Source organism: Kitasatospora sp. NPDC097643 (assembly GCF_040302625.1).
In the GTDB taxonomy this organism is placed as follows: Bacteria; Actinomycetota; Actinomycetes; order Streptomycetales; family Streptomycetaceae; genus Kitasatospora.
The window spans coordinates 49,257-63,556 of record NZ_JBEOSA010000053.1 but is presented as its reverse complement, the minus strand read 5'-3'; the positions used below and the strand labels follow the sequence as shown (position 1 = coordinate 63,556).

Here is a 14,300-nt window from a genome sequence, read left to right as displayed (position 1 = left end):
CCCGCCCGCGCGCCCCCCGGTGGTGTCCCACGCCCCGGGGCGCCCCGCCGCCCCCCCTGGCCCACCCAAAGTACGGGGCCCCCGCGGCCGTTCGGCGGACGATGGCTCCATGCCGCACAGCATCCTCGGCGTCCCCGCCGTCCTCTGGCCGTCGGCCGGCTACCTGGCCGGCTACCTGGTGATCGGCCTCGCCGCCGCCCGTGAACTGAGGACGGGCGCCGGGGTCGTCGGGCAGTGGACGGCGGTGGTGTGGACGATGCCCGGGTTCCTGCACGCCATGGTGCTCAACCCGCTGCCGGACGGCACCCCGGCCCGCTTCCTGTCGGCCACCGCCGTCGGCGCGGCGGGCAACGCGGTGCTGCTCGCGCTGGTCTCGCACGCGGCGGGGCTGGGCTGAGCCCGGCGGCTCCGGCGGCTCCGGCGGCTCCGGCGGCTCCGGCGGCGACGCGGCTTCGGACGGCGGGGCTGCGGACTACCGGGCCTCGATCGGCTCGCCGGTGTCCTGGTCGATGACGAACACCCGCCGGTGCGCGTCGGTGACCACGGTGATCCGGTCCCGCTCGGTCCAACTCGCCTCCACCAGGAGGGAGTCGTCCGGATCGCCGGGTCCGATGTCGGCCAGCGTCCAGCGCCGCGCGGACCAGCCCTCGCCGGACTCCAGCAGCACCTGCCAGCGTTCCCCGGGCTCCGGCCCGGCGTCGTACGCGCGGTGCACCACCACCAGGGCGCGCTCCGGCCGGGCCGGGGCGGTCTCCCGGCTGCGGGTCTCGGCGGCCGACACCTTGTGCGCGGCGAGCACCCCGAGCAGGAACACCACCGCGGCGGTCACCGTGACCGCCCGGGTGGCCTGCCGCACGGCGGTCCGCCGGTCGCCCAGCCAGGCGGCGGCGATCAGCGCGGCCAGCGCCGCGCCCAGCAGCGGCTCGGGCCGGTTGAACAGGTCGGCGACGAGCATCCGCCCGCCCGACCGGCTCTCCCACTGGCCCTCGGTGTAGAGCAGGACGGCGGCCACCCCGGCCACCGCCAGCAGCCGGACCAGTGCCCGGCGCGTCCTCGGCATGAGTTTGTCCATCGTTCCCCCCGGTCGGATGCGGTCAGAGTTCGGCGAGCAGCTTGCGGCCCTCCGGCCAGTCGCCCAGCCCGGAGTCCGAGTTGAGGTGCCCGAACGCGCCGGGCTCGACGTACCGGGCACCCCAGGACCGGGCGAACAGCCGGGCCCGCTCCGGGGTGACCCACGGGTCGTCGGTGCTGGAGACGACCACCGTGGGGAACGGCAGCGGCGCCAGGGCCACCGGGCGGAAACCCGTCAGCTCGGGGACCTCGGCGGTGTCGACGTCGGCCGGGGCGACCAGCAGCGCACCCCGCACCGCGTCGATCCCCGCGGTGGGCGCGCCGGCCGCCCAGCGGGCCACCGTGACGCAGCCCAGGCTGTGCGCGACCAGCACCACCGGCCCGTCGGCGGCGGCCGCGGCCACCTCGGCGTCCAGCCGGGCCACCCAGTCCGTCGGCTCCGGGTGGTCCCAGTCCGCCTGCTGGACGCGCCGGAAGGCGTCCGGCTCGGCGGCCTCCCACCGGGTCTGCCAGTGCTCGGGGCCCGAGTTCTGGTAGCCGGGTATGGCGAGGAAGGTGACGCGGTCCGGCATGGGCTCCTCCAGGAGGCGATCAACGGCTGGCAGCAGGAGTTTAGGCCGTGTGCCGTCGAGTTGCCGGAGCCGGGCGGTGAGACCGGCGTGCGCGGCCCGTGGCGGGCGCGCACACCGGGTCGTGCGCTGCGGCGCGCCCAGTGCGCCCTGTTGCGAACGGTGGTGCCGGTGCGGGAGGTTGGACCGGGCCCGCGGCCGGAGTCCACCGTCCCGGGCCCGCGCCATGTCTGACGCTCGATCACGTGGAGGGATGTCGGCGATGACATCGAAGATCCTGCTCGTCACCGGGGACGCCGCCGAGTCGCTGGAGGTGTTCTACCCGTACCAGCGGCTGCGCGAGGAGGGCTATCAGGTCGACATCGCGGCACCGACGAAGAAGCGCCTCCAGTTCGTGGTGCACGACTTCGTCGAGGGCTACGACACCTACACCGAGAAGCCCGGCTACACCTGGCCCGCGGACATCGCCTTCGCCGACGTCGACCCGGCCGACTACGTGGCCCTGGTGATCCCCGGCGGCCGCGCCCCCGAGTACCTGCGCAACGACGCGCACGTGCAGCGGATCGTCCAGCACTTCTTCGCCGCCGACAAGCCGGTCGCGCAGATCTGCCACGGCCCGCTGATCACCGCCGCCGCCGGCGTGCTCTCCGGCCGCCGCAGCTCCGCCTACCCGGCGCTGGAGCCGGACGTCCGGGCGGCCGGCGCCGAGTTCGTCGAGGGCGAGGCGGTGGTGGACGGCGTCGTCGTCTCCGCGCGGGCCTGGCCCGACCACCCGGCGTGGCTGCGCGCGTTCATCGAGGTCCTGCGCACCAAGGCCCCGGTCGCCTGACCCCGCCCCACCCCGAGCGCCGCGCCCCCGACCACCACCCCCGGGGGCGCGGCGTTTTAGCTCCGGACGCGCCCCCTAGGCTGACCGGCGACCGTACGGCCGACCGTCACCAGCTGTGACCGGCCGTTGGAACCGGTCGTCACCGGCCATCACCAGGAGGAGCAGACATGGCAGAGCCGCTGATCGCCGCAGTCGGGGGCAAGGAGCCCGCCGTCGACCCGGGCGCCTTCGTCGCGCCCAACGCCGTGATCGTCGGGGACGTGACGATCGGCGCCGGAGCGGGCGTCTGGTACGGCGCGGTGCTGCGCGGCGACGCCGAGTCGATCACCGTCGGAGCGGCCAGCAACATCCAGGACAACTGCACCCTGCACGCCGACCCCGGCTTCCCGCTGGTGGTGGGCGAGCGGATCTCGGTCGGCCACAACGCGGTGCTGCACGGCTGCGTGGTCGAGGACGACGCCCTGGTGGGGATGAACGCGACCGTGCTGAACGGCGCCCGGATCGGCGCCGGCTCGCTGGTCGCGGCGGGCGCGGTGGTGCCGCAGGGCATGCGGGTGCCGCCCGGCTCGCTGGTGGCGGGCGTTCCGGCCAAGGTCCGGCGCGAGCTGACCGCCGAGGAGCAGGCCGGGATCCGGGCCAACGGCGAGGGTTACCTGCTGCTCGCCGACGCCCACCGGAAGATCGAGCCCCGGTAGTCCGGGCCCGGGCCCGGCCGTGGCCCGTCGGCCCCGTGTCGGACGCTCATCTGACCGCGCGCGGGGCAGCCGGGCGCCCGAGGGGCTCGCCAGTACGGCGTCCACGCGCGAGACTGGGTGCATGTGCCGCAACATCAAGACGCTGCGACCGCCCGTGACGCCCGACGCCGGCGCGGAGGACTTCCGGGCCGCCGCCCTCCAGTACGTGCGCAAGGTGTCCGGGTTCCGCGCCCCCGCGGCGCACAACCGCGAGGCCTTCGACCGCGCGGTGGACGCCGTCACCGAGGCCACCGCCCGGCTGCTCGCCGAGCTGGAGGTCCGGGGCGCGCCCGCCCGGGCCGCCGAGGCCACGGCCTAGGCCCGACGGGCCGCCGACCGGGCCGCACCGAACCGGGCCGCACCGACCGGGCCGCGCCGACAGGGAGCAGGAGGCTGGTCATGACCCCCGCCAACCGTTATGTGCTGACGTTCCCCGGCACGCCCGGTACCCAGGCCCCGCAGGACGTCGTCGTGGTGGCCCGCACCAGCGCGACCGGCCCCGGCGGCCACCCGGTGTACGAGGACGCCAGCGGCATCGTCCGGGCCGAGATCAGCGACGCGGGGGAGGTCCGGATGCTCGCCAGCGGCGGTCACCAGACCCCCCACCTCCCGGTGCACGCCCAACCGCTGCCCTGACCACGTGGATTCCGGGAACGGCCCCACCGTTTGGCGCGTCCGGGGCAGAATCGCCCCCATGACCACAGCGAGCTGGCAGGGCACCGTCATCGCCGAGAGCGACGACACCACCGTCGTCGAGGGCAACCACTACTTCCCGGCCGAGTCCGTCCGGGCCGAGTACCTGCGCCCCTCCGACACCACCACCGTGTGCGGCTGGAAGGGCACCGCCGGCTACTACACCCTGGAGGTCGACGGGCGGACCAACCCCGACGCGGCCTGGTACTACGCCGACCCGAAGCCGGAGGCCGAGCAGGTGCGCGGCCGGGTGGCGTTCTGGCGCGGGGTGGAGATCGCCGACTGACGGTCGACGGCCGACCGACGGACAGTCCGCCGACGGCCGTCGTGGGGCGGTCGTGGGGCGGTCGGGGCGTACCGCCGGGCCGCAGGGGGTACCCGACCTGCATGGCATTCTTCCGGAAACCCGGGCGTTTCGGACGCGGCGGACGCGGCGGAAGCCCTGCACGCTTTGGATCCCCCGGGCGCCGCGGACGCCTTGGACGCCTTGGACGACTAGGGCGCTTTGGGCGCCGGACCCCGGCGGGCTCGGCCGCCCCTGCCCCCGCCGCCCCGGGCCGCCTCGCCGAGGAACTCGCCGAGCTGGTCGAGCAGGCCGAGCGCCCCACCGGGGGCCGGCCGCCCGTCGAGGACCGGGTCGAGCGCGGCCGCGCCCAGGCCCTGGTGGCGAACGTGGCGCGGCTGCTCGGCACCGGCGGCCGGGCCGCCGCCAAGGGCGCCGGGTCCGGCGGCCGGACGCTGACCGAGCAGCTGCTCCGGGCCGCCCCGCGCATCCCGGTCCGCGACCTGGCCGCACTGCGCGCCCAGCACCCGGACGCCGCCGACCCCGATCAGCTGGCCGATCTGCTGGTCACCGGCGCGGTCCGGGCCTCCGCCGCGCTCGGCGCGGGCGTCGGGGCCGCGGCGATGCTGCCGGTGCCGCCCGCGATGCCGGTGGAGATCGCCGCCGAGACGCTCGCGGTGGCGGCGGTGGAGGTCAAGCTGATCGCCGAGCTGCACCAGGTCTACGGCCTGCCGGCGCCCGGCAGCACCACGCAGCGGGCCGGGGCCTACCTGGGGGCGTGGGCGAACCGGCGGGGGATCGACACGGGTGGGCTGACCCGGCCCGCCGGGGTGGCGGCGCTGGCGCTGGGCGCCGAGGTGCGCCAGCGGGTCCGCCGTCGGCTGACCCGCAGCTCGCTGCGCCGCCTGCCGTCGATGACGCCGCTGCTGGTCGGCGCGGGCTTCGGCGCGACGGCCAACCGGCGCGACACCCGTCGGCTGGCCGGCCAGGTGCGCGCCGATCTGCGCTCGCGCCCCCCGGCGGACCGGTCCTACTGGGTCGCGGCCGCACCGCTGGTCACCGGGGAGGTCGTCCCGCCGGACCGGTCCGAGTCGGGCAGGCCCGTCCGCGGACGTCGGACCCTGGGGCGTCACCCGCGCCAGCACGTCGGCCCCTGGGACGTCGGCTCCTAGGCCGTCGGGCCCTGGGGCGTCGGACCCTGGGCCGTCCGACCCGCGCTAGGACGTCCCCCGGGCCTCCGGCGGGGCCGGGGCGCCCGCGCCGCGGCCGGCCTTGACCCCGTTCACCATGGCCTGGTGGATGGCCCGCGCGGTGATCTCGTCGCCGGCCGGGACGGGGCTGCCCGCGACGGTGTACCAGTCCAGCGCGCCGGTGTACTGGACGGTCAGCCGCGCCTCGCCGTCCACCCAGGTGGTGTGCACGGTGAGGTCGCCGGAGATGGGCCCGACCTCGGCGGTGGTGACCCCGCCGGGCCCGCTGATGATCGACTGCGTCGTCCAGGTCGCCCACGAGGTGCGAGGGTCCACGGGCGGCCGGGTCTGCGGGCTTCCTTGATCGTGTTCGGTCATGCGCTTATCCTCCCCCGCGGGTGCGCCGCCACCCCGGCAGCGACACCTGCGGTCATGGCGGCCGCCCGGTCCCACCGGGCGGCCGGAGCGTCACAGACGGTCAGCTGTTCAGGCCGGATTCGTCCAGCATGTCCTCGCCCTCCGCCTGGGAGGTGTCCTGCGCGTGCAGGTTCTGCATCGAGGTGATGCCCTCTTCGGGGTCCGCGGCGCGGACGTCCTCGTCGCGGTCGGTGCTCACCTCGGACCGTGCACTCATGTCGGTCATCGCGGGCTCCGTCTCCTCGGCCGGCCCCGGCGTGCCGGGCCTGGCGGCGCGGCGGGGCAGGGTGTGTCTTCGCCCTTCAAGCCTGCCTCCGCCCCGCCGCCGGGGCCAGCCGGGTGGCCGACCCGAGAGGACCGGCCACCCGGCCGCCGCCACGCCGTTCCGACGGCCACCCGGCCGGCGTCACCCCGCCCCGGTCACCAGGTGACGGGCAGTGACCGCAGACCGTAGATGAGCGTGTCCGTCCGGAAGTCCAGCTCGCCCCGCGGCACCGCGAGCCGCAGTCCGGGCAGCCGTCGGAACAGGGTGGCCAGCGCGATCTGGAGCTCGGCCCGGGCCAGCGGCTGGCCGAGGCACTGGTGCACGCCGAAGCCGAAGGCCAGGTGCCGCCGGGCGTCCCGGTCCAGGTCGAGCTCGTCCACCGACGGGTGTCCGGCGCCGCCGAACAGCTCCTCGTCCCGGTTGGCGGTGGAGAGCATCGCGAGCACGCCCTCCCCGGCCCGGATCACCGTGCCGTCCAGCTCGACGTCCTCCAACGCCACCCGGGGCAGCCCGCTGTGCACGATGGTGAGGTGCCGCAGCAGCTCCTCGACCGCGCCGGGCAGCGCCGCCGGGTCGGCCAGCCGGTCGACCTGCTCGGGCCGGTCGAGCAGCAGGGCGGTGGAGAGCGCGATCATGTTGGCGGTGGTCTCGTGCCCGGCGATCAGCAGCAGGATGCCGGTCGAGGCGACCTCACGCACGGTGAGGTCGTCACGCGCCACGAGCCGGCTGAGGATGTCGTCGCCGGGCTGCTCCCGCTTGCGGGCGGCGAGCGAGCCGAGGTAGTCCTCCAGCTCCTCCTGCGCCCGGGCGATCTCGGGCAGCGGGCTCTCGTTGCTGAGCAGGGTCCGGCTGAGGCTCTGGAAGCGGTCCCGGTCCTCGTACGGGACGCCGAGCAGCAGGCAGATCACCAGCGAGGGGACGGGCAGCGCGAAGCCGGTGACCAGGTCGGCCCCGGTCACGCCCGCGGTCATCCGGTCGAGCGCCTCGTCGACGATCCGTTGCACGTCGGGGCGCATCGCCTCCACCCGCTTGACCAGGAAGTCGCCGGTGACCATGCGGCGCAGCCGGGCGTGCTCGGGGTCGTCCAGCCGCAGGAAGCTCGGGTTGGCGGCCAGGATCTCCCGGCGTCCGGGCAGCAGGAAGGGGAACGCCGGGTGGCGCACGTCCGCGCTGAACCGGCGGTCGGAGAGGACGGTGCGGACCTCGGGGTAGCCGGTCACCAGCCAGCAGGCCGCGCCGCCGGGCAGCTCGGCGCGGGTGACGGAGGCGGTGGCGGCGGCCTCGGTGTACGCGGGCGGCGGGTTGAACGGGCAGCCGGTGGCGCGCGGGGCGGGCACCGGGAGGGCGGGGGCGATGGGCGTGGTCGTCACGGCGGGGTCTCCTTGCCTCGCGGGGGTGGGTGTCCGCGGTAGCTCGGGGCGGGCGGGGGAGGCGGTGCTGCCGACCGTCAGGCGCCGCCCTCGGTGGCGCTGATCGCGTCGCTCTCGGTGGCGCTGATCGCGCTGCCCTCGGTCAGGCTGATCGCGTCGCTCTCGGTGAGGCTGATCGCGCCGCCCGGACAGAGCTCGGTGGCGAGTCTGAGGTCGGCGAACTGGTCCGGCCGGAAGGAGGTCTGACGGAGCAGCACCAAACCGTCCCGGTCATCCTGGTCGAAGATCTCCGGGGCGTTCGTGACGCACATGCCGGAGCTACAGCAGCGGTCCCGGTCGACGCTCACCTGCATGTCGGGCACCTCTCACCAGTACGGCGCCGGGTGTCCGGCGGCCACCTCTCGTTGTCATTGCCAACTTAACCGCCGTTGCTCCGTCCACGGAGGGCACGCCCGCGGGATCGCACAGAATGGCCGATTCGGGCCTGCCCGGAAATCCCAAGGGAGGAGGCTGGTTTGACTCGGCGTCATACCGTCGGCGGCCGTCCCCGTCGGGCGGCTCACAGCCCCTCGGCGGCGGCGATCTCCCGGACGGTGGCGACGGTGTCCGCCTCGGCGGCGCTCTTGTCCGGCCGGTAGCGGACCACCCGGGCGAAGCGCAGCGCCAGTCCGGCCGGGTAGCGGGGGCTGCGCTGGACGCCGTCGAAGGCGATCTCCACGACCAGTTCCGGCCGGACCCGCACGGTGTAGGAGTCCCGTCCGGTCTCCCGGGCGAGGAGTTCGGCGGTCTGCCAGGCCAGGGTCTCGTCGGTCAGGCCCTTGAAGGTCTTGCCGAGCATCACCCACGGGCCGAGGCCGGGCTCACCGGCCGCCCGGGCACCCAGGTGCAGGTTGCTGAGGTGGCCGCGCCGGCGGCCGCTGCCCCACTCGGCGGCGAGCACCACCAGGTCCAGGGTGTGCCGGGGCTTCACCTTGATCCAGCCCGCGCCGCGCCGCCCGGCCGCGTAGCCGGCCGCCGGGTCCTTGACCAGCACACCTTCGTGGCCGAGCGCCAGCGTCTCGCGGAAGAAGGCCAGGGCCTGCTCGCGGTCCCCGGTCTCGGCGCGCGCCACCCGCAGTCCGGCGGGCACCGCCTCCGCCAGCGCCGCCCAGCGCTCCCGGCCCGGCCGGTCGACCAGGTCCTCGCCGTCCAGGTGCAGCAGGTCGAAGAAGTAGGCGTTGAGCGGGACTTCGGCGCGCAGCCGGGCCGGGTCGTGGCGGGAGGCGGTGCGCGCGGCGGTCTCCTGGAACGGGCGCGGCCGCCCGTCCGGGCCGAGCGCGATCGCCTCGCCGTCCAGTACCGCCGAACGCAGCGGCAACGCCAGGGCCGCCTCCGCCACCTCGGGGACGCGGGCGGTGATGTCGTCCAGGCTGCGGGTGAACACCGCCACCTGTCCGCCGTCCCGGTGCACCTGGACGCGGATGCCGTCCAGCTTCCACTCGACGGCGGCCGGGCCGGTGCGCTCCAGCGCCGAGGCGACGTCCGGCGCGGAGGCGGCCAGCATCGGCCGCACCGCCCGGCCCACCTCCAGCCGGAAGGCGGTCAGCGCGGGCACCCCGCCGGTCAGCGCCGCCTCGGCCACCGCGCGGGCCGAGCCGCGGAACATCAGCGCCCGGCGTACCGCCGTCGCCGGGACCTCGGCCGCCTTGGCGACGGCGTCGCCGACCACCGCGTCCAGCGCGCCCTGGCGCAGGTCGCCGACCAGCACCGCCCGCAGGAACGCCTGCTCGACGTCGGTCGCCCGCTCGAACAGTGCGACCAGCAGCCGTCGCCGCTCGGCCTGCGCCCCGGCGCCGTGCACCGCGGCGATCCGCTCCAGCTCCCGTTCGGTCTCCCGGACGCCGAGCGAGGCCGTGGCGGCGGGCGGGGGCAGGTCGCGCAGACTCGCCGGGCCGATGCCGGTGCGCAGCCGCTGCGACTCGCCCGAGAGCAGGGCCACCGCCGCAGGGGCCTCGGCCGGGCCCAGCTCACGCAGCTGCTCGGCGAGCAGGGCGGTCTTGGCGCGCCGCCCGGACTCCGCCGCGACGGCGCGGGACGTCAGGGCCAGGTTGCGCAGCCGCATGGGGCTCCTCAGGCTCGTCGGTGGACATCGGTCGACATCGGTGGACATCGGTGGACCTGGACGGGCATTGACGGGCATTGACGGGCATTGGTGGACATCGGTGGACGTCGATCGACTGCGATGGGGTGATCGGATGGGCGTGGGCGTCCAGGATCGGCGACCGGGCCCGCCCCCGCACGGCGGCGCGCTCCCGTCCAGCGCCGGTGTGGAGTACGCCGGCGGGTCCGCTACGCCTCGGTGGCGATCGGCGGGGAGCCGACGGCCCGTCATGCTGACGCCAGTTCGCGGCCCGGTGATCCCGGCGCCGCCCGACGGAGGGAGCCCGAGTTGGCCACCACGACCCGCTGGCAGATCACCGCCCCCGAGCTCGCCGACTACCCCGCCTGGCGTGAACTCTTCCGCGGCTACTGCGAGTTCTACCGGGTGCCGATGCCGGAGGAGAAGGCTGAGCGGGTCTGGTCCTGGCTGCTCGACCCGGAGCACGAGCTGGAGGGCCTGCTGGTCCGTGACGGGGACGGCACGCCGGTCGGCCTCGCCCACTACCGCCCGTTCGTGCGCCCGCTGCACGGTGCGACGGCCGGCTTCCTGGACGACCTGTTCGTGGCGCCCGAGGCGCGTGGCAGCGGCGCGGTGGACCTGCTGCTGGCCAGGCTGCGGGCGATCGGGGCCGAGCGCGGCTGGAACACCATCCGCTGGATCACCGCCGACGACAACCACCGGGCCCGCAGCAAGTACGACCAGGTCGCCACCCGGACCATGTTCGTCACCTACGACATGGCCCCGGACGCGGGCTGACCCCGGGACACCGGCCGTCCCCGGGCCGCCCGGGGGACGCCCGGAGGACGCCCGGGGGGACGTGCGGACGACGCCCGGGACGTCCGCCGATCGGGGAGGGTGGCGGGACCGCCGGACATTCGTTCGGACTTTCTGTTATCGGCCCGCCGCCCCGGGGTCTCCCAGGTGTCGGCACCCGACCGCCGACCCGGACCCCGGCAGAGAAAGCGTGGCCACGTGAACAGCGACGACAGGACGACGATCCTCCCGGTGACCGGTGCGGCGGGCGAAACCTCCGGGCGGACCGGCGGTCGTGCCGCGCGTCGGGCCGCTGAGCGCACCGTGGAACGTCACGGGGGCCGGGGCCGGCGGGCCCGGAGGCGAGGCGGGATCGGTCCGGTCACGGTGGTGGTCGCCGCGGTGGCGGGCACCGGCGTGCTCGCCGCCCTGGCCGGTGCCGGGTACGCGGCGTACGGCGGCAAGCAGAGCGACCGGGACGCCGGCCAGGCCGTCGCCGCGGACGCCCTGATCGCCGCCGAGGTCGGTACGCACGACGGCATCCAGGTCCCGGGGGCCGGGGGCGGCGACCTCGCGGCCGGTCCGGCGTCGACGGTCGACCTGTCCGCCACCGAGCCCTCGGCCGCCCCGACCTCCACCGGCCCGACGGCCACCGCCACCGCCACCGCCACCGCCTCCGTTTCGGCCTCGGCGTCGGGCAAGGCGTCCGCGAGCCCGACCGCCACCAGGACCAGCCCGACCGCTGCCACGAAGACCACCGCCGCCACCAGTACCCAGCGCACCGGAACCTCCGCCGCCACGTCCACCGCCGCCCCCACCCCCGTGGGCGGCGGCGCCGCCCCTTCCTACGCCCAGCAGGTCGTCGACCTGGTGAACGCCGAGCGCGCCAAGGCCGGCTGCGGCCCGGTCGCCGCCGAACCCCGGCTGGCCAGCGCCGCCCAGTCGCACAGCGACGACATGGCCAACCGCAACTACTTCGACCACGCCAGCCCCGAGGGCTACCACGCCGACCACCGGATCGAGGCGACCGGCTACAGCTGGAGCACCTGGGGGGAGAACATCGCCCGCGGCCAGAAGGATCCGGCCGCCGTGATGGACGCCTGGATGAACAGCCCCGGCCACCGCGCCAACATCCTGAACTGCGCGTTCAAGCAGCTCGGCGTGGGTGTCCGGACCGGCTCCGGCGGCCCCTGGTGGACCCAGGTGTTCGCGACCCCGGCCTGACCGAGCCGTCCCGGCCCCGGGGGTCCGCAGGCTCCGGGCGGGGCCCGTTTTCCGATTCCGCGCAAATTGTTGTTATCTGATCACTCCCCACGAGTCTCCGAGGAGGCAGCGGCGGACGGAACACGGCAAGACGGAGTGCGGACCATGAACGCTGACGTGCAGAACCGGACCGGGATCACCCTGGTACGCGCGGCCCAGGCGGGCGACCGGCAGGCCCAGGAGGCGCTGGTCGCCGCCTGGCTGCCGCTCGTCTACAACGTGGCCGGGCGCGCCCTCGGCGGCCACGCCGACGTCGACGACGTCGCCCAGGAGACCATGATCCGGGCCCTGGACGGCCTCGAAGGGCTGCGCGACCCGGAGTCGTTCCGCTCCTGGCTGGTCGCGATCACCATGAACCAGATCCGCCGCCGCCACGCCGCCGGGCAGCAGCAGCCCACGGTCGGTGGCCTGGACGAGACCTGGGAGGTCGCCGACCCCCGGGCCGACTTCACCGACCTGACGATCCTGCGCCTCGGCCTGTCCGGCCAGCGCCGCGAGGTGGCCGAGGCCACCCGTTGGCTCGACCCGGACGACCGCGAGCTGCTCTCCCTGTGGTGGCTGGAGGCCAGCGGCGAGCTCACCCGCGCCGAACTCGCCGAATCCCTCGACCTGAGCCCCCAGCACACCGCCGTCCGCGTCCAGCGGATGAAGAAGCAGCTCGAAGCCGGCCGGGTCGTCGTCCGGGCCCTCAGTGCCTACCCGCGCTGCCCCGAACTCGCCGAGGTCACCATCGGGTTCGACGGCACCCCGAACTCGGTGTGGCGCAAGCGCATCGCCCGGCACATCCGCAGCTGCGCCAACTGCGACCGGCTCGGCCGTGACCTCTTCCCCGCCGAGGGCCTGCTGGCCGGCCTCGCCCTGGTGCCGATCCCGCTCGACTCGCCCGTCCTGCTGCACCTCCACCCCACGGCCGCCGCCGGCCACGCGGCAGGCCACGCGGCCGGTACCGGCGCCGGGCACGGCGTTGGAGCCGGAGCCGGAGGTGGCACCGGCGGCGGAGCCACGCCCGGAGGCCACGGGGCCGCGGGCGGTGCCGGCCACGGCGGGTCGGCAGCCCATGGCGCCCACGGTGCCCATGGCGCCCATGGTGCCCACGGCGGTTGGAGCGGCCTGGTCCGCAGCAAGGCCGTCCTCGCGAGCGGCACGGCGGCCGTCCTGGCCGTCACCACCCTCGCGCTGGTCTGGCCGCAGTCGACCGAACCGCCGCGACAGGCCGCCCCCGAGCCGAGCACCCCGGCCGCCGCGCCCGACCTCCCGACGGCCACCGCGACCCCGCTGCCCACCTCGGCGGCACCGGTGCCCGTGCCCGTGTCGGTCACCGTCGCGCCCACGCCGACGCCCACCGAAACCCCCACGGCGACGCCCACGCCCACGCCGTCACCCACCGCCACCCGACCGAGCCCCGCACCCAGCCCGGAACGCCAGCTCGTCGACCTGGTCAACGCCGAGCGCGCCAAGGTCGGCTGCGCCCCACTGCGGATCGACCCCCGGCTGCACACCGCCGCCCAGAAGCACGCCGAAGACATGGTCGCCCGTGGCTTCTTCGACCACGTGAACCCCGACGGCGTCCATGCCGACGCCCGGATCACCGCCGCCGGTTACCGCTGGTCCCAGTGGGGCGAGAACCTCGACCGGGGCCCGACCGCCCCCGCCACCGTCGTCTCCCGCTGGATGGACGGCGGCATCCACCAGTCGAACATGCTGGACTGCGCCTTCAAGGACGTCGGCATCGGCCTGGCCAATGGCCCCGGCGGCAGCTACTGGACCCAGGACCTCGGCGCGCCGCTGTCCTGACCCGGGCGCGGCACCGCCGCCAAGCCGGCACCGCGGCCCGGCACCGCGACCCGAACTACGCCGGAGTGATTCCGACCAGACCGTCCGCCGACCCCGTCACGAACCCGGTCGCCTGCCCGACCACGCCGCCCGCGTCCCCGACCTGACCCGGCACCGTGTCCGGCGCGCTCGTCAGCGGCCCGGGCACGCCGTCCTGGCCGCCGACGGCACTGGCGTGCGCGCTGGGCGCGGTGAGCGAGGCCACGACGCCCACGGCGAGCGAGGCAACGGCGAGCATGCTGCGCTTCTTCATACCCACCTCAACGACCCCCGGCCGCCCGGGTTACGCGCCGCCCGGCCGAGCGGTCACGTGACCGGTCGCCCGCCCGACCACCCGGGCCCGCCGAGGGAGGCCCCGGCCCGCCGGACGTCGCGGACCGGCCGGGGCCCTCGGTGTGCCGCCGCCGGCGGTCAGGCCGTCAGGCCCGCCGTCAGCGGTAGAAGGTCCGGCCGGCCGCGCCCGAGGAGACCGACCAGACCTCGGTTATCAGCCCACCGGTGATCCGCAGGGTGTCCGTGCCGCTCCTGGCGACCACGGCGCCCTCGTCATCGGTGAAACTCGCCCGGTACGGCCGGGCCACCAGACCCGAGACCACCCCGTCCACCTCGGCGAGGTCGACCACCGCCTCGCCCTCGGCGGCGAAGTCCAGCTCCTGACGGCTCGCCCGCCAGCGGGCCACGACCCCGGCCAACTGCTCCGGGGTGCGCACCTCGTCGAACGCCTCCGTGTTGGCCTGGGTGTAGCGGAGGGTGAAGTCGGGCGCCATGATCTGCTCGGCCAGCCCGGTTTCGCCGTTCCACATCGCTGTCCACCGGTCGTAGATCTCGATCCCGACCTGGCGCAGCTCGTTGCTCATGAAAATCCCCCGTTCTCTGACTGTGCTGACGAC

General features: G+C 75.6%; 19 protein-coding genes. 10 read left to right on the top strand and 9 right to left on the bottom strand.

The window, feature by feature from the left end:
* Positions 1 to 109: 109 nt before the first annotated feature.
* Positions 110 to 397 carry a hypothetical protein gene (locus ABTY15_RS28475; RefSeq protein WP_350601572.1) on the top strand — a complete coding sequence of 96 codons (288 nt, stop codon included), beginning with the start codon at positions 110 to 112 and terminating at the stop codon, positions 395 to 397.
* A 75-nt stretch (positions 398 to 472) separates the two neighbouring features.
* Here the strand turns inward: ABTY15_RS28475 and ABTY15_RS28470 are convergent, their stop codons facing one another.
* A complete protein-coding gene (locus ABTY15_RS28470; protein WP_350601570.1) occupies positions 473 to 1,060 on the bottom strand; it encodes a hypothetical protein in 588 nt (195 codons plus the stop codon).
* 34 nt (positions 1,061 to 1,094) lie between these two features.
* Positions 1,095 to 1,643 (bottom strand): RBBP9/YdeN family alpha/beta hydrolase, encoded by a 549-nt coding sequence (locus ABTY15_RS28465; protein ID WP_350601568.1) that lies wholly within the window; start codon positions 1,641 to 1,643, stop codon positions 1,095 to 1,097.
* A gap of 259 nt (positions 1,644 to 1,902) precedes the next feature.
* On the opposite strand from ABTY15_RS28465, the gene ABTY15_RS28460 reads away from it, so the two are divergent.
* The 6 genes from ABTY15_RS28460 to ABTY15_RS28435 all read left to right on the top strand — a co-directional run bounded on the left by ABTY15_RS28460 (position 1,903) and on the right by ABTY15_RS28435 (position 5,351).
* A complete protein-coding gene (locus ABTY15_RS28460; RefSeq protein WP_350601565.1) occupies positions 1,903 to 2,469 on the top strand; it encodes a DJ-1/PfpI family protein in 567 nt (188 codons plus the stop codon).
* Between the two features lie 167 nt (positions 2,470 to 2,636).
* A complete protein-coding gene (locus ABTY15_RS28455) occupies positions 2,637 to 3,164 on the top strand; it encodes a gamma carbonic anhydrase family protein (protein ID WP_350601562.1) in 528 nt (175 codons plus the stop codon).
* A gap of 121 nt (positions 3,165 to 3,285) precedes the next feature.
* A complete protein-coding gene (locus ABTY15_RS28450) occupies positions 3,286 to 3,522 on the top strand; it encodes a DUF2277 domain-containing protein (protein WP_350601559.1) in 237 nt (78 codons plus the stop codon).
* 80 nt (positions 3,523 to 3,602) lie between these two features.
* Entirely contained in the window at positions 3,603 to 3,839 is a 237-nt protein-coding gene (locus tag ABTY15_RS28445; protein ID WP_350601556.1) for a DUF6296 family protein, read from the top strand.
* Positions 3,840 to 3,897: 58 nt separating this feature from the next.
* Positions 3,898 to 4,182 (top strand): DUF427 domain-containing protein, encoded by a 285-nt coding sequence (locus ABTY15_RS28440; protein ID WP_350601554.1) that lies wholly within the window; start codon positions 3,898 to 3,900, stop codon positions 4,180 to 4,182.
* 377 nt (positions 4,183 to 4,559) lie between these two features.
* Complete coding sequence (locus tag ABTY15_RS28435) at positions 4,560 to 5,351, top strand: hypothetical protein (RefSeq protein ID WP_350601553.1); 792 nt, start codon at positions 4,560 to 4,562, stop codon at positions 5,349 to 5,351.
* A gap of 45 nt (positions 5,352 to 5,396) precedes the next feature.
* Here the strand turns inward: ABTY15_RS28435 and ABTY15_RS28430 are convergent, their stop codons facing one another.
* From ABTY15_RS28430 to ABTY15_RS28410, 5 genes are all read right to left on the bottom strand, one after another.
* Positions 5,397 to 5,747, bottom strand: coding sequence for a hypothetical protein (locus tag ABTY15_RS28430; RefSeq protein WP_350601551.1), 351 nt, complete (start codon positions 5,745 to 5,747; stop codon positions 5,397 to 5,399).
* A gap of 100 nt (positions 5,748 to 5,847) precedes the next feature.
* A complete protein-coding gene (locus tag ABTY15_RS28425; protein WP_350601547.1) occupies positions 5,848 to 6,012 on the bottom strand; it encodes a hypothetical protein in 165 nt (54 codons plus the stop codon).
* A 194-nt stretch (positions 6,013 to 6,206) separates the two neighbouring features.
* Entirely contained in the window at positions 6,207 to 7,421 is a 1,215-nt protein-coding gene (locus ABTY15_RS28420) for a cytochrome P450 (protein WP_350601544.1), read from the bottom strand.
* Positions 7,422 to 7,498: 77 nt separating this feature from the next.
* Positions 7,499 to 7,774, bottom strand: coding sequence for a ferredoxin (locus tag ABTY15_RS28415; protein ID WP_350601541.1), 276 nt, complete (start codon positions 7,772 to 7,774; stop codon positions 7,499 to 7,501).
* Positions 7,775 to 7,980: 206 nt separating this feature from the next.
* Complete coding sequence (locus ABTY15_RS28410) at positions 7,981 to 9,522, bottom strand: ATP-dependent DNA ligase (RefSeq protein WP_350601538.1); 1,542 nt, start codon at positions 9,520 to 9,522, stop codon at positions 7,981 to 7,983.
* 327 nt (positions 9,523 to 9,849) lie between these two features.
* On the opposite strand from ABTY15_RS28410, the gene ABTY15_RS28405 reads away from it, so the two are divergent.
* The 3 genes from ABTY15_RS28405 to ABTY15_RS28395 all read left to right on the top strand — a co-directional run bounded on the left by ABTY15_RS28405 (position 9,850) and on the right by ABTY15_RS28395 (position 13,371).
* Positions 9,850 to 10,317: a GNAT family N-acetyltransferase gene (locus tag ABTY15_RS28405; RefSeq protein ID WP_350601535.1), complete on the top strand. Its 468-nt coding sequence runs from the start codon at positions 9,850 to 9,852 to the stop codon at positions 10,315 to 10,317.
* Positions 10,318 to 10,704: 387 nt separating this feature from the next.
* Positions 10,705 to 11,538 carry a CAP domain-containing protein gene (locus ABTY15_RS28400; RefSeq protein ID WP_350601532.1) on the top strand — a complete coding sequence of 278 codons (834 nt, stop codon included), beginning with the start codon at positions 10,705 to 10,707 and terminating at the stop codon, positions 11,536 to 11,538.
* Positions 11,539 to 11,682: 144 nt separating this feature from the next.
* Entirely contained in the window at positions 11,683 to 13,371 is a 1,689-nt protein-coding gene (locus tag ABTY15_RS28395; RefSeq protein ID WP_350601531.1) for a sigma-70 family RNA polymerase sigma factor, read from the top strand.
* 55 nt (positions 13,372 to 13,426) lie between these two features.
* Here ABTY15_RS28395 and ABTY15_RS28390 read toward each other — a convergent pair whose 3' ends face one another.
* Complete coding sequence (locus ABTY15_RS28390; protein WP_350601528.1) at positions 13,427 to 13,663, bottom strand: hypothetical protein; 237 nt, start codon at positions 13,661 to 13,663, stop codon at positions 13,427 to 13,429.
* Between the two features lie 178 nt (positions 13,664 to 13,841).
* Positions 13,842 to 14,267, bottom strand: a complete 426-nt coding sequence (locus tag ABTY15_RS28385; RefSeq protein ID WP_350601525.1) for a hypothetical protein — start codon at positions 14,265 to 14,267, stop codon at positions 13,842 to 13,844.
* Between the last annotated feature and the right edge of the window lie 33 nt (positions 14,268 to 14,300).

Excerpts from the sequence above, each read along its gene's own strand:
- ABTY15_RS28475 (WP_350601572.1), top strand. The coding sequence starts at position 110 with ATGCCGCACAGCATCCTCGGCGTCCCCGCCGTCCTCTGGCCGTCGGCC.
- ABTY15_RS28470 (WP_350601570.1), bottom strand. The coding sequence starts at position 1,060 with ATGCCGAGGACGCGCCGGGCACTGGTCCGGCTGCTGGCGGTGGCCGGG.
- ABTY15_RS28465 (WP_350601568.1), bottom strand. The coding sequence starts at position 1,643 with ATGCCGGACCGCGTCACCTTCCTCGCCATACCCGGCTACCAGAACTCG.
- ABTY15_RS28460 (WP_350601565.1), top strand. The coding sequence starts at position 1,903 with ATGACATCGAAGATCCTGCTCGTCACCGGGGACGCCGCCGAGTCGCTG.
- ABTY15_RS28455 (WP_350601562.1), top strand. The coding sequence starts at position 2,637 with ATGGCAGAGCCGCTGATCGCCGCAGTCGGGGGCAAGGAGCCCGCCGTC.
- ABTY15_RS28450 (WP_350601559.1), top strand. The coding sequence starts at position 3,286 with ATGTGCCGCAACATCAAGACGCTGCGACCGCCCGTGACGCCCGACGCC.
- ABTY15_RS28445 (WP_350601556.1), top strand. The coding sequence starts at position 3,603 with ATGACCCCCGCCAACCGTTATGTGCTGACGTTCCCCGGCACGCCCGGT.
- ABTY15_RS28440 (WP_350601554.1), top strand. The coding sequence starts at position 3,898 with ATGACCACAGCGAGCTGGCAGGGCACCGTCATCGCCGAGAGCGACGAC.
- ABTY15_RS28430 (WP_350601551.1), bottom strand. The coding sequence starts at position 5,747 with ATGACCGAACACGATCAAGGAAGCCCGCAGACCCGGCCGCCCGTGGAC.
- ABTY15_RS28425 (WP_350601547.1), bottom strand. The coding sequence starts at position 6,012 with ATGACCGACATGAGTGCACGGTCCGAGGTGAGCACCGACCGCGACGAG.
- ABTY15_RS28415 (WP_350601541.1), bottom strand. The coding sequence starts at position 7,774 with ATGCAGGTGAGCGTCGACCGGGACCGCTGCTGTAGCTCCGGCATGTGC.
- ABTY15_RS28410 (WP_350601538.1), bottom strand. The coding sequence starts at position 9,522 with ATGCGGCTGCGCAACCTGGCCCTGACGTCCCGCGCCGTCGCGGCGGAG.
- ABTY15_RS28395 (WP_350601531.1), top strand. The coding sequence starts at position 11,683 with ATGAACGCTGACGTGCAGAACCGGACCGGGATCACCCTGGTACGCGCG.
- ABTY15_RS28390 (WP_350601528.1), bottom strand. The coding sequence starts at position 13,663 with ATGAAGAAGCGCAGCATGCTCGCCGTTGCCTCGCTCGCCGTGGGCGTC.
- ABTY15_RS28385 (WP_350601525.1), bottom strand. The coding sequence starts at position 14,267 with ATGAGCAACGAGCTGCGCCAGGTCGGGATCGAGATCTACGACCGGTGG.